General features: G+C 72.2%; 19 protein-coding genes. 7 read left to right on the forward strand and 12 right to left on the reverse strand.

Annotated elements, in window-relative coordinates:
• Positions 1-15 precede the first annotated feature (15 nt).
• Positions 16-987 (forward strand): glycoside hydrolase family 130 protein, encoded by a 972-nt coding sequence (locus ABD268_RS21135; protein ID WP_344157331.1) that lies wholly within the window; start codon positions 16-18, stop codon positions 985-987.
• Positions 987-2,222, forward strand: coding sequence for an AGE family epimerase/isomerase (locus ABD268_RS21140; protein ID WP_344157334.1), 1,236 nt, complete (start codon positions 987-989; stop codon positions 2,220-2,222). Before ABD268_RS21135 ends, ABD268_RS21140 begins: the two co-directional genes overlap by 1 nt.
• Before the next feature lie 7 nt (positions 2,223-2,229).
• Here the strand turns inward: ABD268_RS21140 and ABD268_RS21145 are convergent, their stop codons facing one another.
• Both ABD268_RS21145 and ABD268_RS21150 read right to left on the reverse strand, forming a co-directional pair.
• The gene (locus ABD268_RS21145) at positions 2,230-3,027 is read right to left on the reverse strand and encodes an HAD-IIA family hydrolase (protein WP_344157337.1); all 798 of its coding nucleotides are present in this window, start codon (positions 3,025-3,027) and stop codon (positions 2,230-2,232) included.
• A 40-nt stretch (positions 3,028-3,067) separates the two neighbouring features.
• Complete coding sequence (locus ABD268_RS21150) at positions 3,068-3,781, reverse strand: helix-turn-helix transcriptional regulator (protein WP_344157340.1); 714 nt, start codon at positions 3,779-3,781, stop codon at positions 3,068-3,070.
• A 658-nt stretch (positions 3,782-4,439) separates the two neighbouring features.
• On the opposite strand from ABD268_RS21150, the gene ABD268_RS21155 reads away from it, so the two are divergent.
• The 3 genes from ABD268_RS21155 to ABD268_RS21165 all read left to right on the forward strand — a co-directional run bounded on the left by ABD268_RS21155 (position 4,440) and on the right by ABD268_RS21165 (position 8,132).
• A complete protein-coding gene (locus ABD268_RS21155; protein WP_344157343.1) occupies positions 4,440-5,819 on the forward strand; it encodes a sensor histidine kinase in 1,380 nt (459 codons plus the stop codon).
• A gap of 23 nt (positions 5,820-5,842) precedes the next feature.
• Positions 5,843-6,499, forward strand: a complete 657-nt coding sequence (locus ABD268_RS21160; RefSeq protein WP_344157346.1) for a response regulator transcription factor — start codon at positions 5,843-5,845, stop codon at positions 6,497-6,499.
• Positions 6,500-6,656: 157 nt separating this feature from the next.
• Positions 6,657-8,132 (forward strand): sugar transferase, encoded by a 1,476-nt coding sequence (locus ABD268_RS21165; protein ID WP_344157349.1) that lies wholly within the window; start codon positions 6,657-6,659, stop codon positions 8,130-8,132.
• A gap of 12 nt (positions 8,133-8,144) precedes the next feature.
• Here the strand turns inward: ABD268_RS21165 and ABD268_RS21170 are convergent, their stop codons facing one another.
• The 8 genes from ABD268_RS21170 to ligD (ABD268_RS21205) all read right to left on the reverse strand — a co-directional run bounded on the left by ABD268_RS21170 (position 8,145) and on the right by ligD (ABD268_RS21205) (position 15,977).
• On the reverse strand, positions 8,145-9,356 hold the full coding sequence (locus ABD268_RS21170; protein WP_344157352.1) for a histidine kinase dimerization/phospho-acceptor domain-containing protein: 1,212 nt from the start codon (positions 9,354-9,356) through the stop codon (positions 8,145-8,147).
• On the reverse strand, positions 9,349-10,044 hold the full coding sequence (locus ABD268_RS21175) for a response regulator transcription factor (RefSeq protein ID WP_344157355.1): 696 nt from the start codon (positions 10,042-10,044) through the stop codon (positions 9,349-9,351). Before ABD268_RS21175 ends, ABD268_RS21170 begins: the two co-directional genes overlap by 8 nt.
• A gap of 57 nt (positions 10,045-10,101) precedes the next feature.
• Complete coding sequence (locus ABD268_RS21180; RefSeq protein ID WP_344157358.1) at positions 10,102-10,629, reverse strand: S26 family signal peptidase; 528 nt, start codon at positions 10,627-10,629, stop codon at positions 10,102-10,104.
• 305 nt (positions 10,630-10,934) lie between these two features.
• Positions 10,935-11,855 (reverse strand): non-homologous end-joining DNA ligase, encoded by a 921-nt coding sequence (gene ligD, locus ABD268_RS21185; protein ID WP_344157361.1) that lies wholly within the window; start codon positions 11,853-11,855, stop codon positions 10,935-10,937.
• The gene (locus ABD268_RS21190) at positions 11,852-12,577 is read right to left on the reverse strand and encodes a L,D-transpeptidase family protein (RefSeq protein WP_344157364.1); all 726 of its coding nucleotides are present in this window, start codon (positions 12,575-12,577) and stop codon (positions 11,852-11,854) included. The genes ligD (ABD268_RS21185) and ABD268_RS21190 overlap by 4 nt, the downstream gene beginning before the upstream one ends.
• Positions 12,578-12,641: 64 nt before the next feature.
• On the reverse strand, positions 12,642-13,214 hold the full coding sequence (locus ABD268_RS21195) for an SH3 domain-containing protein (protein ID WP_344157367.1): 573 nt from the start codon (positions 13,212-13,214) through the stop codon (positions 12,642-12,644).
• Entirely contained in the window at positions 13,211-14,947 is a 1,737-nt protein-coding gene (locus ABD268_RS21200) for a hypothetical protein (RefSeq protein ID WP_344157369.1), read from the reverse strand. Before ABD268_RS21200 ends, ABD268_RS21195 begins: the two co-directional genes overlap by 4 nt.
• A 103-nt stretch (positions 14,948-15,050) precedes the next feature.
• A complete protein-coding gene (gene ligD, locus ABD268_RS21205; protein ID WP_344157372.1) occupies positions 15,051-15,977 on the reverse strand; it encodes a non-homologous end-joining DNA ligase in 927 nt (308 codons plus the stop codon).
• An 80-nt stretch (positions 15,978-16,057) separates the two neighbouring features.
• Here ligD (ABD268_RS21205) and ku point away from each other — a divergent pair, with 80 nt between their 5' ends.
• Both ku and ABD268_RS21215 read left to right on the forward strand, forming a co-directional pair.
• A complete protein-coding gene (ku, locus tag ABD268_RS21210) occupies positions 16,058-17,029 on the forward strand; it encodes a non-homologous end joining protein Ku (protein ID WP_344157375.1) in 972 nt (323 codons plus the stop codon).
• Between the two features lie 72 nt (positions 17,030-17,101).
• Complete coding sequence (locus ABD268_RS21215) at positions 17,102-17,863, forward strand: VOC family protein (RefSeq protein WP_344157378.1); 762 nt, start codon at positions 17,102-17,104, stop codon at positions 17,861-17,863.
• A 29-nt stretch (positions 17,864-17,892) separates the two neighbouring features.
• On the opposite strand, the gene ABD268_RS21220 is transcribed toward ABD268_RS21215, so the two are convergent.
• On the reverse strand, positions 17,893-19,254 hold the full coding sequence (locus tag ABD268_RS21220; RefSeq protein ID WP_344157381.1) for an MFS transporter: 1,362 nt from the start codon (positions 19,252-19,254) through the stop codon (positions 17,893-17,895).
• 62 nt (positions 19,255-19,316) lie between these two features.
• Positions 19,317-20,198, reverse strand: a complete 882-nt coding sequence (locus ABD268_RS21225) for an SDR family NAD(P)-dependent oxidoreductase (protein ID WP_344157384.1) — start codon at positions 20,196-20,198, stop codon at positions 19,317-19,319.
• Positions 20,199-20,220: the final 22 nt, after the last annotated feature.

The raw sequence follows: 20,220 nt of genomic DNA on the forward strand, positions 1-20,220 counted from the left end.
CACGAACGAGGAGCCATGTCCCACCACGCCAACGCCCACGCCGAGTTCCCCCTCGGCCCGTTCCGCCCCTACGAGCAGAACCCGATCCTGAGCCCGCGCGGCGACGGCTGGGAGTCCGGGAACGTCTACAACCCCGCCGCGGTGGTCAAGGACGGCAAGGTGGTGCTGCTCTACCGCGCCCACGCCGACGACATCGTCTCCCACGTCGGCCTCGCCACCAGCGAGGACGGCATCAACTTCGAGCGGCATCCGGACCCCGTGCTCTCCCCCACCCAGCCGTACGAGGAGTTCGGCGCGGAGGACCCCCGGGTCACCGAGATCGACGGGACCTACTACCTCACCTACACCGGGTGGGACCGCAAGTCCGCGCAGCTGTGCCTGGCCACCTCCACCGACCTGTACACGTGGACCAAGCACGGCCCGCTGTTCCCCGAGTTCAACACGTTCCTGCCGCAGGGCAACGGGCAGGACGCGCCCTGGAGCAAGGCCGGCGCGATCCTGCCGGTGCCGATCGACGGCCGCTACCTGATGTACTTCGGTGAGGGCTCGATCTACCACGCCTGGTCCGAGGACCTGATCCACTGGAAGCCCTGCTCCAACGACGAGCCGCTGATGGTCCCGACGGGGCCGGGCACGTTCGGGGAGTTCCTGGTCGAGGTCGGGCCGCCGCCGGTCATCACCAACAACGGGCTGATCCTGATGCTGCACAACGCCGCGGTGAAGAACCCGGACGGATCGGTGCGCTACAGCTGCGGCCAGCTGCTGTTCGACCCCGCCGACCCGGCCACGATCCTGGCGCAGATGAACCGCCCCTGGCTCGAGCCGTCGACCTACGAGGACACCCACGGGCTGGTGTCGAACGTGACGTTCGTCGAGGGCCTGGTGTTCTTCAAGGACACCTGGTTCGCCTACTACGGGCAGAGCGACTCGACGCTCGGCGTGGCGACGTACAAGGTCGGGGACCGCTACTCCAGCCTGGGGTCCTGATGTCGCGCCCGACCTCGTGGCTCTCGACCCCGGCGCACGCGCGCTGGCTGGAGGCGGAGGGGGACCGGCTGCTCGACTTCAGCCGGTCCTCCCGCCACCCCGCCGGCGGCTTCGCCTGGCTCGACACCACGGGACGCCCCGCCCTCGAGCGCCCCGTGGAGCTGTGGATCAGCTGCCGGATGACGCACGTGTTCTCGCTGGGGCACCTGATGGGGCGCCCGGGCTGCGGCCCGCTGGCGGACCACGGGGTCGCGGCGCTGACCGGCCGGTTCCGCGACGCCGCCCACGGCGGCTGGTACGCCGCGGTCGATGCCGACGGCCCGACCGGCCGGGAGAAGAGCGCCTACCCGCACGCGTTCGTCGTGCTCGCCGCCGCGAGCGCCACGTGCGCGGGCCGGCCGGGCGCCGCGGAGCTCCTCGACGAGGCCCTCGAGGTGCTGCTCACCCACTTCTGGGACGACGAGCACGGCATGGTCGTCGAGGAGTGGGACGAGACGTTCTCGACCCTCGACCCCTATCGGGGGGTGAACGCCAACATGCACACCGTGGAGGCGTTCCTCGCCGCCGCCGACGCCACCGGGGACCGCAGTCTGCTGGACCGCGCGCTGCGGGTCGTGACCCGGGTGGTGCACGACCTGGGGCCTGCCCACGACTGGCGGCTGCCGGAGCACTTCGACGAGCAGTGGACCCCGCTGCTGGACTACAACGTCGACACCCCCGCGCACCCGTTCCGGCCGTACGGCGCCACCATCGGGCACTGGCTGGAGTGGGCCCGGCTGGCCCTGCACCTGAGGGCCGCGCTCGGCTCCGACGCGCCGGACTGGATGCTGGACGACGCCGTCGCGCTCTTCGACGCCTCGGTGCGCGAGGGGTGGGCCGTCGACGGGGCGGACGGGTTCGTCTACACGGTGGACTGGCAGGGCGCTCCGGTCGTGCGGGAGCGGATGCACTGGGTCGCCGCGGAGGCCACGGCCACCGCGGCCGCGCTGCACGCGGCGACGGGTGACCCGTCGTACGCCGCCTGGTACGCCACCTGGTGGGACCACCTCGCGGACGTGTTCATCGACCACGAGCTCGGCTCCTGGCGTCACGAGCTCGACGCGCGGAACCGGCCCAGCGGCGTGGTCTGGAACGGCAAGCCGGACACCTACCACGCCTACCAGGCGACGCTGTTCCCCCGCCTGCCGCTGGCGCCGACCCTCCCGGCGGCCCTGCGCGACGGGCTGCTGGACTGAGAGCGGTTCAGTCCGAGGGGTCGGTGCCCACGAGCTCGACCAGGTCGGCGATCGACTCCACCACCCGGGTCGGGCGGTAGGGGAAGGTGTCCACCTGGTCGGGCCGCGTGGAGCCGGTGGTGACCAGCACCGTGCGCAGGCCCGCCTCCAGGCCGCTGATGATGTCGGTGTCCATCCGGTCCCCGACCATCACGGTCGTCTCGGAGTGGGCGTCGAGGCGGTTGAGGGCGCTGCGCATCATCAGCGAGTTGGGCTTGCCGATGAAGTAGGGCGTGCGCCCGGTGGCCGTGCTGATCAGGGCGGCCACCGAGCCGGTCGCCGGGACCGTGCCCTGCACGCTGGGCCCGCTCGGGTCGGGGTTGGTGGCGATGAACCGCGCGCCGCCCTCGATCAGCCGGATCGCGCGGGTGATCGCCTCGAAGGAGTAGGTCCGGGTCTCCCCCAGCACCACGTAGTCCGGCTCGCGGTCGGTCATCACGTAGCCGATGTCGTGCAGGGCGGTCGTCAGCCCCGCCTCGCCCACGACGTACGCCGTGCCGTGCGGACGCTGGTCGGCCAGGAACTGCGCGGTGGCCAGCGCCGAGGTCCAGATCGCCTCCTCGGGCACGTCGATCCCGCTGCCGAGCAGCCGGGCGCGCAGGTCGCGCGGGGTGAAGATCGAGTTGTTGGTCAGCACCATGAAGCGCAGGCCCGAGGCCTTGAGCGCCTCGATGAACTCCTGGGCCCCGGGGATCGGCACGTCCTCGTGGACGAGCACGCCGTCCATGTCGGTGAGCCAGGTGTGGACCTCGCGGGTCTGCGTCATGGCGCCCATTGTGGTGCAGTGCGCGTTCTGCGGGCAGCGCTCAGACCTCGCGTCTCGTCCGCGACACGTCCTTGGCGCGGCGGTAGGCCGCGACCGCCGCCAGCTGCGAGTTGACCTCGAGCTTGCGCAGCACCGCCTTGACCTGGCTGCGGACGGTCGCCTCGGAGACGCCCGCGAGCTCGGCGATGCCACGCACCGACTTCCCGTCGTAGAGCAGCGAGAGCACGTTCAGCTCCCGCGCCGTCAGCGACTCCATCCGGGCCACCAGCCGGCGCTCCTCGTCCTCGACCAGGCGCCACTCCCGGACCAGGCGGCGGCGGACGGTCTCGTCCATCACCGAGCCGCCCGCGGCCGCGGCCGACACCGCGACGACCAGGTCGTCCAGGCCGGTCGAGGTCGGCAGCACGGCCGTGATCCCGCGGACCAGGACGGCTCCCCAGCGCGGGCTCTCGGGGGCGTTCGTGAGCAGCAACCAGCGCACCGATCCCGCGGCGTTGACCAGCTCGGCCACCTCGGGCAGCCGCTCCGGCTTGTCGAGGTCGCAGAGCAGCACGCCGACGGCGGCCTCGATCTGGACCAGGTGGTGAGCGGCCTCGCGGACCTGCCGGGAGCCCGCCGGCCAGCGGTAGTTGGCCACCGGGAAGCCCCTCGTCGACAGTGCGGTGCGGACCGCCTGGCCCACGAGGTACTGGTCGGCGAACAGCCCTACCGGAGTCCGCCGCGGCTCAGGACCCGTGCCCGGACTGACCATCATCCCGAGCTCCGTGCTCCCGGGCGGGCGAGGCGACAGCACGCCGCTGCGTGCTGTCGCTTGGTGTGGTTGCTGGCACAAGCTGTCCCCTTGTCCGACGAATACCTCATGCTGGCGGGAGGCCCGGGCGGCGGATGAGCTCGCCGCGTGATGTGCCCCACTTTTGGGGATGCCTTGAAGGGGCCGGAAGCGGAGAGTTGAGCACGTCGAGTCCCCCCACTCGATTGAGGCGGCTCACCGGCCGTGTCTCTCGGATCGATCGTTTCGGCGGTCACGGAGCCGCTGCGACGATCACGGTGTCCCCCGCGGGCCCCCGCGGAGATGAGTCACCGGCGACACGGTGGGTGAGCCGTTGGGGACTTTCGGGACCTTGGTCCCATTTCTCAAGCGACACGCAAGCATTCCTCAAATTGCGGTATCCGTCGCCAAAACGAGGGACGGGCGCGGAAAGCGCAACGTAGCGTGCTGACGCATGGCGGGAATCACGTTGCAAACGCGACCGCCGGACGTTCAGCGCGTTGCTCGGGAGGCGGCAGGCGTACGGGCGGGGGGACCGAGGCCGGGTCACCGGGCACGCACCACTGCGCTGACCGCGCGCGCCCTCTGGGCGCTGCCCCTCGCAGGGGGATGGACCTGGCGCAGCTCGGCCCTGCTCGCCCTGGTGCTGCTGCACCCCTACGGGCTGATGCTGGCCGTGCAGGACCCGGCGGTGGACCGGGTGCACGTCGCCGGCGCCATGGGCCTGCTCCTGGTGCAGCTCGCCGTCCTCGCCAGCGCCGTCGTCGCCAAGTACGACTGGCGGATCAGCCGGCGCCCCGTGACCGGCTGGCTCGCGATGACCCTGTCGTTCCTGGCGGCCCAGCACGTGCCGTTCGCCCTGCTGGCCGTGCAGGGATCGGCCGAGGGTCGCTACGGCTACGTGCTCGGCGTGACCCAGCTGCCGTCCTCGATGGTGGTCCTGACCATGGTCGCCCTCGCCATGCGCAGCACCAGGCTTCCGGTCCGGAACCCGCTCGCCGCCGGCCTGCTGCTCGGCGGACTGGTGGCCGTCGCCAGGTTCGCACTCATCAACTCCGGCCTCGACCCCACCCTGCGACTCACGCACGTCGCCGGCCTCGCCGTCGTCAGCCTGGTCTCGGTCGCCCTGGCCGGGATCGTCGTGGTCCTGGTCCGGTCGTCGGCACTGCCGGCCTGGGCCCGGGCCCGACTCGTCGTCTTCACGGCCTGCGTGCTGGTCAGCCGCGCCCTCTCCACCGGTCACGACCACGGGGTGCCGTCCCCGCTGGCGGTGGCCGTGGCGGTGCTGGGCGCGATCGCCGTCGCCAGCGCCACCACGGCGCTGCTGCGGCAGACGATCAGCGAGAACTCGCGACGGCTGGTCAACCTGTCGCACCGGGCCGCCAGCGCGGAGATGAACGTCCGCCACGGCCAGGAGAAGATGCACGAGCTGCACGCCACGGTCGCCGGGGTCGCCCAGGCGTCCCGCCTGCTGATCCAGAACGGCGGACCGACCGGCCCGCAGCGCACCCGGCTCGAGTCGCTGCTCGACGCCGAGATGCGTCGCCTGGAGCGGATGCTGACGCGGCGCGGCGAGCAGTCGGTCGGGGACGTGTGCCTCGACGACGTGCTGCTACCGCTCGTGGAGACCCAGCGCACGCTCGGCAACGACGTGCGGTACCCGCTGTCCGGCCTGTACGCCGCCGGCCGGCCCGACGACATCGCCGAGGCCGTGCACATCCTGCTCAGCAACGCCGCGCGCCATGCTCCGGGCGCCCCGGTGACGATCACGACGACCCGGTGCTCCGACACCATCGAGATCCGGGTCTCCGACGACGGGCCCGGGATCCCGGCCGGGCTGCGCTCGATCCTGTTCGAGTGGGGCGCGCGCAGCGCGACCTCGCCCGGCCAGGGCATCGGGCTGCAGCTGGCCAAGCGCCTGATGACCGAGCAGTCCGGCAACCTGACTCTCGAGAGCGAGGGTCGCCCGGGGGGCGCGACCTTCGTCCTCTCCATTCCCGCCAGCCCTCCGGGACTGACATGAGAAATCCCCGCGGAACCACCCGAGTGGCCCTCGTCGAGGACCACCTGCTGTTCGCCGAGTCGCTCGAGATCGCGCTGGGCATGGAGGGTTACCAGGTACGCCGGGTGCCGCTGCCCGACCGGCCCAGCTCGCTGGGTGCGGTGCTCGCGGCCGTGCTGCGGGCCCAGCCCCGCATCGTGCTGCTCGACCTCGACCTCGGCCCGCACGGCAACGGCGTACGCCTCATCGAGCCGCTCACCAAGGCCGGCATCGCGGTGGTGGTGGTCACGGGATCGGTCGAGCGGACCCGCTGGGGCGAGTGCCTGCGGTACGGCGCCCGCACGGTGCTGACCAAGACCGCGCCGCTCAACGACATCCTCGCGACCGTGCGCCGGCTCAACGACGGGTTCCCGGTCATGGACCGGGCCGCGCGCGAGGAGCTCATCTCCGAGTGGCACCAGAACCGGGTCGAGAACCACGAGGCCCGGCGCCGGCTCGAAGACCTCACCCCCCGCGAGCGGGAGGTGCTGCGCCAGCTGATGCAGGGCCACCAGGTGCGCGAGATCGCCCGGCTCAACGTGGTCTCCGAGGCCACCGTGCGGACCCAGGTGAAGTCGATCCTGGCCAAGCTGGAGGTGTCCTCGCAGCTCGCCGCCGTGGGCCTGGCCCACGAGGCCGGATGGCGCCCGTCTGACGCCTGACTCCCCGATCCCACCGCCGGATGCCCAATATCCGGCATGACCCGTCCCCGCGCGCTCCTTACGTTGAAGGCACTGGCCCGGTGCCTCGGGGGGGCCGTCCACGGGAGGGGAGCCCCATGACCACGCCGGGCCGTACGAGGGACGCCGCGGGCCGTCCATGAGCATCACTGACAAGGGTGCGTCCGACCTCACGTCGGTCGCAGGGCTGGACCCACGCTGGACGACGCCCGACGTCGTACGAAGCCTGCCGCTGCCGCAGGCGCGACCCAGCTGGGTGCTGGTCGGCCTGCTGGTGCTCGGGGACGTCCTCGCCGTCTCGACAGCCCTGCTGGGCTGGCGGATGACCTCGTCGACGCCCTCCGACCTCGGCGTCCTCGCCACGCTGCCGGTGGTGTGGGTGGGCCTGATGGCGGCCACCGGCTGGTACGCCAGGGTCCCCCGGCTGCGCCCCGAGCCGCTGCTGCGCAACGCGGTGCTGCTCGGTGTCGGCGGCTGGGCGCTCAACGAGGCCGCCGGGCGGCCGCTGGGGCCCGACTCCGTGGCCGTCGTCGCCACCATCGCCGCGCTGGCGACCCGCCTGAACCGCCGCCTGCTGGACGCGTGGACCCGCTACCGCGGAATCCCCTTCCCGGGCCGGACCCGCCGCGCGGTGGTGGTCGGGCACGCCCACGGGGCGCACCAGCTGATGGACGACCTCCGTCGGAGTCCCGACGGCGACCTCACCGTCTGTGGCGTGTGCCTCCTCGACGACGAGGACGCCGACGACGCGGGTCTCCCGGCCGGCCTCCCCGTGGCGGCGGAGCTCGAGCACCTGCAGGCCCTCGTGGGGTTCACCGGCGCCGACACCGCCATCGTGCTGCCCTGCTCGCACCTCGACGCCCGGACCCTGCGCCGGATCGGCTGGGAGCTCGAGGCCGACGGCACCCACCTGCTCCTCGCCCCCGCGCTGACCCTGATCTCCGCCGGGCGCACCGGCATGACCGCGGCGGGAGGGATGCCGATGATCAGCGTGCACCACGCCCGGCTGCGCGGCCCGGGCCAGGTGGTGAAGGAGGTCTGGGAGCGGACGGCGGCCGCCCTCGCCCTGGTGGTGCTCGCCCCGACACTGGCGGCACTCATGCTCGCCGTCCGGCTCGACTCGCGCGGCCCGGCGATCTTCCGCCAGACCCGGGTGGGCAAGGCCGACCGGCTCTTCCCGATGTGGAAGCTGCGCACCATGACGGTCGACGCCGAGCAGCGCCGTGACGAGCTCCACCAGGACAACGAGGTCGACGGCAACCTGTTCAAGATCCGTCAGGACCCGCGGGTGACCCGGATGGGCCGGTTCCTGCGGCGCACCTCGCTCGACGAGCTGCCCCAGCTGGTCAACGTCGTGCGCGGCCACATGTCCCTGGTCGGGCCGCGACCCGCGCTGCCCGCCGAGGTCGCTGCCTACGAGAGCGAGGTCCGCCGGCGGCTCGTCGTGAAGCCGGGGATCACCGGCCTGTGGCAGGTGTCGGGGCGCTCCGACCTCTCCTGGGAGGACACGGTCCGTCTCGACCAGAGCTACGTCGACAACTGGTCGCTGCGGCTGGACCTGGCGATCCTGGTCCGGACCGTCCGCGCGGTCCTCGGGCAGACGGGCGCCTACTGACCCGTCGCCGGGTCAGCGCCGCGGCAGCAGCACCTCGAGGCCGCAGGCGGGGTCGTCACCGAGGACCCGGCCGCCCAGTGCCTCCACGACCGCGCGGGCCTGGTCCAGCCGGTTGTCGCTCTCCTCGCCCCGGACCCTGTCGGCGCTGCCCTCCGAGGAGACCTTCACCCGGAGGTGGCCACCCTCCTGGCCCTGGAACACGATGCGCACCGCGCCCGTGCCTCGGCGTACGACGTCGGCCAGCAGCAGGTCGAGCACGTACTCGATCGGGCCGGGGGTGTAGGTGAGGCCCAGGTCCCCCTCGGCCGACGCGGTCAGGGTCCGGTCCCGGACCGCCAGCCGGTCCGCCCAGCGCTGCGCCAGCTGCGTCGCGAGGTCCACCAGCGGCAGCTCGGCGCCCTCCACCAGGGTGCCGCTGCGGGAGAGCTCCACGAGCTCGCCGGCCACGGCGTTCATCTGGTCGACGCCGGCGAGGCCGCGCGCCGCTGTCCCGCGGACGTCCTCGGGCAGGTCGTCGCGCAGGCTCAGCTCCTCCAGCTCCAGGCGCAGCCCGGTGAGCGGGGTCCGCAGGACGTGCGAGGCGCGCTCGGCGAAGTCCCGCTCGCGGCGCAACCGGTCGCGCAGCTGGGCCGCGCTGGTGCCGAGGGCCTGGGCGATCGCGCGGGCCTCGGGGATCCGGGTCCGCGGCAGGTCGAGGTCGAAGCGACCGCGGCCCAGCGCGGCGGCGGCCACGGCGAGCTGCTGGAACGGTGCCGACAGGGCCCGGGAGACGACGAAGCCGATCGCCCCCGCGAGCACGCCGATCATCAGGAACAGGACCAGCACCGAGCCGACGTCGCGGCCCAGGATGTCCTGGACGACCTCCGGGGACTGGCTCACGGTCACCGCGCCGCGGTCGACCGTCGCGCTCGCGGCCAGGTCTCCCGGCGCCCCGTCGGAGCCGGCGTACGTCTCACCGTGCGCGACCACGGGCTCGCCGCGGTCCGGGGTGTACTCGACCCGGCCGTCCGGCGCGACGAGGCCCGACAGGAAGTCGCTGTCGATGCTGCCGCCGCCGGCCTGCCGGGTCGCGACGATCTCGGCGATGAGCACCGACTGCTGCTGCAGGTGGGTGCTCTCCTGCTCGCGGATCAGGTCGCGGAGCACGAAGGCCCGCACGACTCCCGCGCCGAGCAGCAGCAGGATGGAGAGGACGATGAACGCGGAGGTGAGCCGGTTACGCATGGGCGGGGCCGCCCTCGAGGCGGAACCCCACGCCCCGGACAGCCACGACCCGCTCGGTCACGCCCACGCCTTCGAGCTTCTGGCGCAGCCGACCGATGGTGACGTCGAGCGTCTTGGTCGAGCCGTACCAGTTCTCGTCCCACACGTCGGCCATCAACCGGCCGCGGGAGACGACCTTGTCCCGGTTCGCCGCCAGGATGTTGAGGACCTCGAACTCCTTGCCGGTCAGCGTGACCTCGTCCGCGCCGGCGTAGACGCGCCGGGCGTCCACGTCGATGCGCAGGCCGTGGCCGTTCGCGTCGCTGCCGGCGGCGGTGCTCCCGGAGGTACGCCGCAGCAGGGCGCGGACCCGCGCCTGCAGCTCGGCCAGGCCGAACGGCTTGGCCAGGTAGTCGTCGGCGCCGTAGTCCAGCCCGACGACCCGGTCCAGCTCCCCGGCCCGGGCGGTGACGATCATGATCGCGCCTTCGTAGCCGGCGTCGCGGGCCCGGCGGCAGACCTCGAGGCCGTCCATGTCAGGCAGCCCGAGGTCGAGGATGACGACCGCGGCGGGCTCCGAGGTCAGCGAGTCGAGGGCCGTCTGCCCACTGTCGACCCAGGAGACGTCGTACCCCTCCCGCTCCAGGGTGCGGACCAGCGGAAAGGCGATGTCCTCCTCGTCCTCCACGACCAGAACCCGTTGTGCCATGGGAGGGAGCATAGGGCCAGGCGCCCATCCCCCCGGGCTGAATCGCGCAGGCAGGCGTCAGGCCCGGGCGGGTGAGCGGCGTCGGCCGAGGGCCACCGCGACCAGCAGCCCGAGCATCCCGAGCCCGGCGGCGGCCAGCACCGCGACCTGTCCGGGAGCCACGAGCACGAGGTAGACGTAGCCGACGTAGGGCAGGGCGGCGACGACCCGCTTCTCGGTGGGGCTGTCCAGCCGCAGCGTCCACGGGTCCAGCGCCGAGTCGGAGTCGGCCCGAGTCTTCGCCCAGCCGTTGCTGATCGAGACGACCCGGCGGGTGACCTGGCCCTCGACCCCGCTGTCGGCCGGCGGCTCGAAGGTGATGACGTCACCGGCCCGGAGGTCGCTGACCGGCACCTCGCGCTCGAGCACGACCGACCCGCGGCCGATCTGCGGCGACATGGCGTCACCGGTCACGACGTACCGCTCGAGGCCGAAGCCGATGGGCAGCAGCGCGAGCAGCGTGACCGGCGCGAAGACGGCGAGCGCGACGACGAGCCGGGTCCACCCCGACGGTGCCGGCGGCCGAGGGGAGGTGACGATCTCCATCCGAGCCTCTTTCCCGAGAAGACGCGATCCGGGGCGGGTGCCGTCCGACGCTCCCCCCAGGACGCCGGACGATCACCACTCCCCATGGCGAACGGCTTCGGAGACACGCCCTCCCGACTGTCTCCGGAACCGTCCGACCTCGTGCAGTCCCCCCGTGGACCGACTGAAACGTACTGGAGGCACCTGCTGGGTGTCCCGGCTTCGACCAGAGGGCTGGCTACCCGTTCACGGTAGAGCGCGGCGGACCACGCCAGATCCACAGCCGGTCCACGGTTCGGTAACAGTCCCGCGCGTCGACGTGACGGTCAGCCGGCGAAGAGGTCGCCGAGGTCGGTGACCCGGTCGAGCACCTCGTCGTAGCGGTACTGCTCGAGGCCGAGCGGGTCCTCCGCGCCCGCCTCGACCTCCTGCCAGGTGATCGGGGTGGCGACGAACGGACGGTCGCGACCGCGCAGGGAGTACGGCGAGATGGTGGTCTTCGAGCCGGCGTTCTGGGACCAGTCGAGGAACACCTTCCCGGGACGCTTCGCCTTCGTCATGGTGGCGGTCACCAGCGTCGGCCGCTCACCCTGGAGCTCCTCGGCCACCTCCTTGGCCAGCGCGGTCGACTCGTCGGAGGGCAGCCGCTCGGGGAGGTCGGCGTACAGGTGCAGGCCCTTGCTGCCGCTGGTGACGGGCTTGGCGTGGAGTCCGCGCTCCGCGAGCTTGTCGCGGACCAGCAGCGCGACCGTGCAGCACTCGTGAAGCCCCGCCGGCTCCCCCGGGTCCAGGTCGACCACCAGCCGGTCGGCGTTGCGCGGCCGGCCGTTGCGGCCCACCGTCCACTGGTGGACGTGCAGCTCCAGGGCGGCGAGGTTGACCAGCCAGGTCAGGGTGGCCAGGTCGTCGATGATCGGGAAGACCAGCGTGTCCGCTCCCCCGTCCCGCGCCGACCGTGCGGCCCGGGAGCCCGTGGTCGGCACCCTGGCCGTGCGCACCCACGACGGGGTGCCGGCCGGGGCGTTCTTCTCGAAGAAGCTGGCCCCCTCCACGCCGTGCGGCCAGCGGATCCGGGTCACCGGCCGGTCCGCCAGGTGCGGCAGCAGCACCGGTGCGATCCGGGCGTAGTAGTTGAGGACCTCACCCTTGGTGGTGCCGGTGCGCGGGTAGAGGACCTTGTCGAGGTTGCTGATCCGCAGCGTGCGGCCCTCGACGTCGACATGGATCTCGGACTCGGACGGGCTCATCGGCCGATCGCGATCACCGGCACCCGGTCGGGGTCGAGCCGGGCCATCAGCCCGCGCAGGAACGGCCGGGGTGCGCTGACGCACCCGGCCGTCGCCCCGTCGCCGTTGACGTGCAGGAAGATCCCGGCGCCGCGGTGCCGGACCTGGTGGGAGTTGAACGAGGTGACGACGGAGTACTCGTACTGCACCGGGTAGTCGGTCAGCCGCTCCGAGCCGTTGGGGTCGCTGACCGGCAGCCGCCACCGGAACCCGCCCTGGCGCTTGTTCCGGTAGCGGTTGTAGTACTTCGACTTGTTGTCCTCGACCCAGAAGTCGCCGCGCCTGATCCTGCGGTAGCCCAGCGCCCAGCCGTCCCTGCGGGCGTGGGTGCCGAAGGCCGACGGCAGGCGGAAGGTGCCGAGCGGGGTCGTGCCGGTGCCCTGGCGTCGGTTCTCGGCGAGCACCAGGCCGCCGTACCCGATCCGGCCGTCGGCGGCCCGCATCCGGCGGATCCACTCCCCGTGCTTGCGGGCCCAGTAGGTGACCCGCGCGTGGTGGCCCGAGGTGTGGTTGACGGTGACGACCTGACGGGTGCCGGCCCGCAGGTCGACGGTCACGCCGTCGAGGCGCACCTGCCGGGCGGAGGTCCGTGGCGTCCCGGTCGCCGTGGCCGGCGGGGCGACCGCGGGCACGACGACGGCGAGCAGGGCGGTGGTCAACAGTCCGGCGACGACGGTTCGCACGGGGGTCCTTCCTCGAGACGTGGATGGGGCCGGGCATCAACGTACGACGCCCGGCCCCGCCACGTCAGTGCGCGTGCCGGTCCTCGGGCGGGATGTCGCCGCAGTGCTCGCCCTGCGGCGGCAGCTCCTGGACGTCCGCGCGGGGCGCCCACCCCTTCGTCACCGGCGGGGTGACGGTCTCGACCCAGACCTTGTCCTGGCGCAGCTCGCGGACGACGACGAGGGTGCCGCCCTGGCGGGGCCTGCCGGCGACCGTGGTCGCGCACCCCGGTGCCGCCCCGACGAGGCGGACCTCGCCGCGCAGGTGGAAGTCGTCGATCCATCCGATCTGCGACCCGCCCTCGACGGCGCGGACCTGCAGCCACTGGCCGTCGACGGCGAGCACCTCCGCGAGCGTCCCGTCGTGGACCGTCGCGACCCGGTGACCGCCCTCGGGCGCGTCGTACAACGGCACCTGGTCCAGGGCGACCATGCCGTGGTCGTCCCGGCCGGAGACCAGCACCAGCCGGGGGTCGTCGACCACGGGGGCGGTGCCCATCGTGGCCGGGGCCGCGGAGCTGCCGCCCAGCCCGTGCACGGCGAGGGCGACCAGGAGCGCTCCGGCCGCGGCGGCCGAGGCGACGCGGACCGGCGTCACGGGCACGACGTGGGGTTGGCGGTGCCCTTGCTCAGGTTGGTGGACACCGTGCCGCACCACGCTCCCCCGTCGCCCTGGCGGTGGAAGACCTTGTCGTACTGCGTGCTGCCCAGGCTGTAGCTGTACGAGTCGTAGGTGACCTCGGAGGCTCCGGTGCCGGACAGGAAGCGCACGGTCTCGGACCCGGTGTTGTTGAGGAAGCCCGACGCGATGTCCATGACGTAGCGGCCGCCCGCGGGGATCGTGGTCCCCGCCGGGATCTGCTTGGGGGCGCCACCGCCACCGGCGACGTCGTCGATGTAGAAGCCGCTGACGTCGACCGGCGCGCTGAGCGGGTTGTGGAGCTCGACCCACTCGGTGCCGCCCGTCGAGGGCGCCATCAGGAGCTCGTTCACCTTGACCTGCGTCGGGTCCCCGTTCGTGCCGGTGCCGGAGCCGGTGACGTAGCTCCGGGTGCCCGCGTCGTAGGTGACCGTGTAGCCGGAACCGTTGCTGCCGGTGGTGGCCAGGTGGATCGTCCCGGAGTGGTTGAACGTGCCCGAGTAGTCGATCGGCGCCCCCGTGGCGTCGGTGGTGTCGCACGGGTTGTTCATCATGTAGATGTCCGCCGCGATGGCCCGGTAGGTGTCCAGGGTCCGGTTGCCGGGGTGTCCGTAGGAGTTCACCCCGCACGAGATGACGGTCATCTGCGGGTCGAGCGCGTTGACGTACCCCGCCGATGACGAGTGCGCCGAGCCGTGGTGGTTGGCCCGCAGGGTCTCGACCTTGCCCATCCTCGTCCTCAGCAGCGACTCGACGTCGTTGTAGGTGTAGCCGTTGGCGGAGGTGTTGTACTCGCCGTCGCTGTCCCCGGCAGTGGCGTAGCTGTAGGCGCCGTAGGTGAACTTCACGCCGATCGAGTAGTCGTTCTCGCTCGGGGGGTTCGCGTCGAGGTGGTGGTCGCCGCTGACCGGGGTGGTGCCGTCTGCCTCCATGACGCCCTTGGCGTTGGCCTCCTCGATGGTCCCCGTCGCGCCGCCGCCCAGGTCGATGCTCGGCCAGGCGCCGCTGTTGGTCAGCGTGACCACCTTGCCCTCGATGTTGGCGCGGTCGGCCTGGCCGGTCGGGCCGTAGAGCCAGCAGATGAAGCGCTGCCCGGTCATGCTCGTGGTGCCGACGTTGTGCCAGGCCACCTCGGGCGCCGGTGCGGTGGAGGTGCCGGTGTCGCACTTCCCGTTGCCGTCGGCGTCGGTCCAGGTGCCACCGTCGTGGTCGATGAGCTGGCCGACGGTGAAGCCCAGCCCGCCGGTCGCGGTCGGGGTGAGCAGCTGGTAGAGCCCGTTGCCGTAGGCCTGGGTGTCGCCGGGGTTGCCGGAGTAGCCGATGTGGTCGAGGTGCTGGTGGGAGGCCATCACGTAGTCGAGGTGCACCGGGGTGGCGCCGGTCCCGCAGATGCTGCGGATCTGCGCGGCCACCGCGGTGGCGTTGGTGCTGGTGCCCTTCGAGTTGTAGGCATTCTCGCCGAGGTCGATCAGCATGGTCCTGCCGGTCGGGCCCACGAGCAGCTGGCTGTCGCCCTGGTCGACGTCGAACCAGTAGACGTTGAGCTGGCCCTGGACCCAGCTGCCGGACGTCGAGCAGGCCGCCGCGTCGGGGACGGCCGCGCCTGCGCTCGCCAGGGGCGCGAGCCAGGCGAGGACGCCGGCGACGAGGGTGAGGGCAAGCGCGAGGGACGCGCGTTGAGCACGATGCATGGGGACTCCCGAGAAAGTGAGGTGCCGTTGTCGGCGAGCCGCATCGTGGCGCAGGTCGGGGCCCTCGCGCCGCGACACGAGCGGCGTCCCGATGAATTTCGCGTTACGAGAGGTCGCCGGGCGCCAGGTCGGTGCGGACTCCCCGGTACGACGGTTGGCGCAGCCGCTGGCTCCGGGAGGTGTGGTGGGTGTCGACGTCGACCACCAGCACCGGCTCCACCCAGTGCGTGCCGAGGGCGTCGACGCGGGGCACCTCGTCGGCGAAGGGACTGTCCGCCCGACCCAGCGGCGCCAGCAGCTCGGCCAGCACGGTGCTCGCCCGTCCCGCGATCCCGCTGCCCACCCGGCCCCGGTAGAGCAGCCCGTCGGCGGTGGGCTCCCCCACGAGCAGGGCCCCGAGCCGGGTGGTGCTCCCCTCCTGCGGACGCCAGCCGCCGACCACGTAGGAGAGCCGGTGGCGGTGGGCGAGCTTCAGCCAGTGCGGGGTCCTCTGGCCGAAGGCGTAGCGCGAGGAGAGCCGCTTGCTGACGATGCCCTCGAGCCCCTGCTGCAGGGTCGCGTCGAACAGCATCGACCCGTCGTCGTACGCCGCCGGGACCTGCCACCCGGTGTCGATCCCCAACCCGGTGAGCAGCTCCCGCCGCTCGGCCAACGGTCGACCGGTCAGGTCGACGCCGTCGAGGCGCAGCAGGTCGAAGACCATGTACGTCGCGGGAACGGTCTCGGCCAGCCGCAGCGCCTGGACGTGCTTGCGGACGTGCATCCGCTCCTGGAGGACCCGGAAGTCCGGCAGCCCGTCCTCGTTGAGCGCGATGACCTCGCCGTCCACGAGCAGGTCCCGATCGCCGAGCGGCGAGGTGACGAGGTCGGGCCAGGCCGCCGAGACCACGTTGCCGTTGCGGCTGTAGAACCGTGCCTGCGCCCCGGACGTGACGTCAGCGAGGATGCGCACACCGTCCCACTTCACCTCGTGCGTCCACTCCCCACCAGTGGGTACGTGTCGACCGGGGGTGGCGAGCATGGGACGCATGGGGCCATCCTGACCGATACTGGAAGCCTGTTTTCGGTGGTCGAGCCTGTCGAGACCACGACTGGGGAAGGGAGCGTGCGATGCGTGCGATCTGGAAGGGCGCGGTGTCCTTCGGGCTGGTCAGCGTACCGGTGAAGCTGTACTCCGCGACCGAGTCGCACGACGTCTCGTTCCGGCAGGTGCACGCCAAGGACGGCGGCCGGATCAAGTACCAGCGGGTCTGCTCGATCGACGGCGAGGAGGTGGCCTACGCCGACATCGCCAAGGGATACGAGACCGAGGACGGCGAGATGGTCATCCTCAGCGACGACGACATGGCCGAGCTGCCGTCGACCTCGTCGCGCGAGATCGCCGTGGAGAAGTTCGTCCCGAGCAACCAGATCGACCCGATGCTGTTCGAGAAGTCCTACTACCTCGAGCCGGAGAAGTCTGGCGCCAAGCCGTACGCCCTGCTGCGGCAGGCTCTCCAGGACGCCGACCGGATGGCAGTGGTCACGGTCGCGCTGCGGCAGCGTACGTCGGTCGCGGTGCTGCGGGTCCGCGACGACGTGATCGTGCTCCAGACCATGATGTGGCCCGACGAGATCCGGAGGCCCGACTTCTCGATCGAGACCGGTGAGGTGAAGGACGCCGAGGTCAAGATGGCCAACATGCTGGTGGAGACCCTCGCCGGCGACTTCGACGCCGAGGAGTTCGAGGACGACTACGCCGGGGCCGTCGAGGCGCTGGTCAAGGCCAAGGTCGAGGGTGGCGAGGTCAAGCGGACACCGACCTCGACCAAGTCCTCCGGCGAGGTCGTCGACCTGCTCGCGGCGCTGCAGCGCTCGGTGGACGCGGCGAAGACCGCGCGCGGCGAGACCGGCGCGGAGGCCGGTGAGGAGGCCGGTGAGGAGGAGCCGGCGAAGAAGGCTCCCGCCAAGAAGACCGCCGCCAAGAAGTCGACGACGAAGAAGACCCCCGCCAAGAAGGCCCCGGCGAAGAAGGCTCCCGCCAAGAAGACCGCGGCCAAGAAGTCGACGACGAAGAAGGCCGCCGCCAAGAAGGCCAGCTGACCGCGCGAGCGATGAGTTCGGCCGTCCTGGGCAGTCCGTACCCGTAGCGACCCGACGAACCGAGGAGACCCCATGACGACGCGTCCCGGCGAGCCCTGCTGGATCGAGCTGTTCACGCCCGACACCGATGCCGCGGCCGCCTTCTACGGCGAGCTGTTCGGCTGGACGGCCGGCGAGGCCAGCGAGGAGTTCGGCGGCTACCGCATGTTCTTCCGTGGCGACCAGCCGATCGCGGGGCTGATGGTCAACGACGGGTCCATGGGCGGCCCGAACGCGTGGACCGTCTACCTCACCACCGACGACGTGGCCTCGACGGTCGAGCGGGCCCGGACCGCCGGCGCCGAGGTCGTCGCCGGGCCGATGGCGGTCGCGGACCTGGGCCAGATGGCGGTCCTGGTCGACCCGGCCGGTGCCGCGGTCGGCGCCTGGCAGCCGGGGACCTTCCCGGGCTTCCTCACCCGCGCGGAGGACGGCGCCCCGGCCTGGTTCGAGACCCTCAGCAAGGACTACGCCGCGTCGGTCGGCTTCTACACCGACGTCTTCGGGTGGGACGCCCACACGATGAGCGACACCCCCGAGTTCCGCTACACGACGCTCGGCAAGGACGAGGACGCCCGCGCCGGCATCATGGACGCCACCGGCTTCCTCGGCGACCAGGGCTCGCGGTGGCAGTTCTACCTGCAGGTGGCCGACACCGACGCGACCGTCGAGCAGGCGCTGGCGGCAGGGGCGTCGCTGGTGCAGCCGGCCGAGGACACGCCGTACGGCCGGGTCGCGCTCCTCCACGACCCGGCGGGCGTGCAGTTCAGCGTGATGGGCCCCGCCCGAGGCTGAGCCGGTGACCGCCCTCCCCGGCGGCCCGGTCAGTGGACGAGGCCGCCGGTGGCGTCCGGAAGCGGCTCCTCACCGTCGATCAGCGAGGGCGGCCCGACCGCGAGGCCCTCCTCGGCCGCGGGAGCCGACGCGCGGGCGTCGGCCAGCACGTCGGCGGGCACGTGCCGCTCGAGGAACCGCTGCGCCATCCTGGTCGAGGGGTGCACACCGATGGTGGCGACGACGATGATGCCGGCGATGACCAGCCAGCCGGTGGCACCCCAGTTCATCGCGAGGAAGGTGTAGAGCGCCGGTGCCCAGACCCGTCCCAGGGTGCCGCTCAGCTCCGAAGCACCCTGGTAGGCGCCGCGCTGGCGCGGGTCCATCAGCTCGGCCTCGAACGACCAGCTGGCGGCCGAGAGGTACAGCTCGGCGCCGGTCACGGTGACGTGGCCCAGCCACACCAGCGCGATCGTGGCCCAGCCGACGGTGTCGTGGGTGGCCAGCGTGATCAGGCAGGAGACGACGAAGAAGGTGGACGAGACACGGACCGCCTTGAGTGCGGTCCCCACGTCGTGGACCCCGCGGGCCGCCGCCATGGGCAGGAAGATGCACATCACCGTGTTGGTGCCGAAGAGGAAGGCCAGCAGCACCCGCGGGGCGTCGGTCTCCTCCACCAGCCACAGCGGGATCACGATGTTGAGCAGCACCTGGTTGGTCCAGAAGACGCCGCCGAAGAACTCCGTGAGGAGCCAGCCGGGGTTGCGCAGCGGTCCCGGCCCGGGGATCTTGACCTTGCGCTCCTCCGGGGTGCGGTCGTCGTGGGAGGCGCGAGGCAGCCGGCTGATCGCGACGGCGTTGACGAGGAAGACCACGGCGGTGAACCACGGCAGCGCGTGGAGCATGTCGTTGGAGTGGAACGCCAGCGCGATGCCGCCCATCAGCGAGCCGAGGGTGAAGCCCACGTTGAGCGCGGAGTACATGTACGCGCGCGACTTCACCCGCTCGTCAGGGGGCAGCGCGTCGATCGTGTAGGCGCCGTGCGCCGCGCCACCGAGCGCGCCGATGACCTCCATGCCGACCGCCATGGCGACGTAGCCCTTGAAGTCGGTGATGAAGGGCCAGAACGCGAACATCGCGGCTTGCCCGGTCGCGCTGACCGCCCACATCTTCTTCGGCCCGAACCGGTCGACCAGCTTGCCCATCGGCACCGCGGCGAGGAAGGCGGCGGCGCCGGCACACGTCAGGCCCAGGCCGACCTGAGCGGCGGTCAGCCCCACGATCTGGGTGAAGAACACCGCCGATCCGGTCATGAAGGTGCCCTCGCCGAGGGCGAAGAGCAGGGACTGCAGGGCGAGACGCCCGGCGAACGGCGACGGAGGCCGGGCGTGGCGAAGGAGGACGGTGAGCATCGCCCCGGATTCTCCTGTCCGCCGAGGCTCCGTGTCGTGCGATTTTTCGCTCTGCGGCGACCTCAGGGGGCGTCGCCGCGGGCCGCCTCCGAGTCCGGGTAGGCCCGGTCGAAGCGGCTGAACAGCGCGTCGCTGAGACGGGGCGCGGCGAGGTTGAGGATCTCACCGACCGTGCCGGCCGCCGTGTTCACCGTGACCGGGCGGTCCTCGAGGGCCCGCACGACCCGCACCGCGGCCTGCTCCGGCGTGAGGGCGCGACGTGCGGCGTACGCCTCGGTGGGCGCGACCATCGGCGTACGCACCAGCGCGAAGCGCATGTTGGTGAAGGTGATGTTGTCGCGGTAGGTCTCCCGCGACGCGACCCGGCTCCACGTGTCGAGCGCGGCCTTGGAGGCGATGTAGGCCGCGAACTTGGGCGCCTTCATCTGCACGCCCCACGTCACGATGTTGACGACGTGCCCGAACTGCTGGGCCCGCATCGCCGGCAGCAGCCCCATGGTCAGCCGCACCGGCGCGAAGTAGTTGACCGCCATGGTCCGCTCGAAGTCGTGGAAGCGGTCGTGGGTCAGGTGCAGCGAGCGCCGGATCGACCGGCCCGCGTTATTGACCACGTAGTCCACCGCACCGTGCTCGGCGAGCAGCCGCGCGACCAGGGTGTCGACGGCGTCGCCGTCGGTCAGGTCGCAGGGGTACGCCGCGGCGCGGCCGCCGTCGGCCCCGACGGCCTCGACCACCCGGGCCAGCTCGTCCGCGCGGCGTGCCACCAGCAGCACCGTCGCGCCCCTGCGGGCGACCGCCAGCGCGGTGGCCTCGCCGATCCCCGACGAGGCACCGGTGACGAGCACCGTGCGGCCCGTCAGCGGGCTGCGGGTGTCGCCGGTCAGCCTCCGCAGCACGCGGCGTACCCGGGCGCGCGGGGTCTGGAGGAGCAGGCTCGCGGGCATGCCCGGGACCCTACCGGCGGCT

It is taken from the genome of Nocardioides koreensis (assembly GCF_039531775.1).
GTDB classification, from domain to species: domain Bacteria; phylum Actinomycetota; class Actinomycetes; order Propionibacteriales; family Nocardioidaceae; genus Nocardioides; species Nocardioides koreensis.

Bases quoted from the DNA above. Each gene is read 5' to 3' on its own strand.
- ABD268_RS21200 (WP_344157369.1), bottom strand. From the start codon at position 14,947: ATGCATCGTGCTCAACGCGCGTCCCTCGCGCTTGCCCTCACCCTCGTC.
- ABD268_RS21225 (WP_344157384.1), bottom strand. From the start codon at position 20,198: ATGCCCGCGAGCCTGCTCCTCCAGACCCCGCGCGCCCGGGTACGCCGC.
- ABD268_RS21170 (WP_344157352.1), bottom strand. From the start codon at position 9,356: ATGCGTAACCGGCTCACCTCCGCGTTCATCGTCCTCTCCATCCTGCTG.
- ABD268_RS21150 (WP_344157340.1), bottom strand. From the start codon at position 3,781: ATGATGGTCAGTCCGGGCACGGGTCCTGAGCCGCGGCGGACTCCGGTA.
- ABD268_RS21175 (WP_344157355.1), bottom strand. From the start codon at position 10,044: ATGGCACAACGGGTTCTGGTCGTGGAGGACGAGGAGGACATCGCCTTT.
- ABD268_RS21165 (WP_344157349.1), top strand. From the start codon at position 6,657: ATGAGCATCACTGACAAGGGTGCGTCCGACCTCACGTCGGTCGCAGGG.
- ku (WP_344157375.1), top strand. From the start codon at position 16,058: ATGCGTGCGATCTGGAAGGGCGCGGTGTCCTTCGGGCTGGTCAGCGTA.
- ABD268_RS21145 (WP_344157337.1), bottom strand. From the start codon at position 3,027: ATGACGCAGACCCGCGAGGTCCACACCTGGCTCACCGACATGGACGGC.
- ABD268_RS21140 (WP_344157334.1), top strand. From the start codon at position 987: ATGTCGCGCCCGACCTCGTGGCTCTCGACCCCGGCGCACGCGCGCTGG.
- ABD268_RS21220 (WP_344157381.1), bottom strand. From the start codon at position 19,254: ATGCTCACCGTCCTCCTTCGCCACGCCCGGCCTCCGTCGCCGTTCGCC.
- ABD268_RS21180 (WP_344157358.1), bottom strand. From the start codon at position 10,629: ATGGAGATCGTCACCTCCCCTCGGCCGCCGGCACCGTCGGGGTGGACC.
- ABD268_RS21135 (WP_344157331.1), top strand. From the start codon at position 16: ATGTCCCACCACGCCAACGCCCACGCCGAGTTCCCCCTCGGCCCGTTC.
- ABD268_RS21215 (WP_344157378.1), top strand. From the start codon at position 17,102: ATGACGACGCGTCCCGGCGAGCCCTGCTGGATCGAGCTGTTCACGCCC.
- ligD (WP_344157372.1), bottom strand. From the start codon at position 15,977: ATGCGTCCCATGCTCGCCACCCCCGGTCGACACGTACCCACTGGTGGG.
- ligD (WP_344157361.1), bottom strand. From the start codon at position 11,855: ATGAGCCCGTCCGAGTCCGAGATCCATGTCGACGTCGAGGGCCGCACG.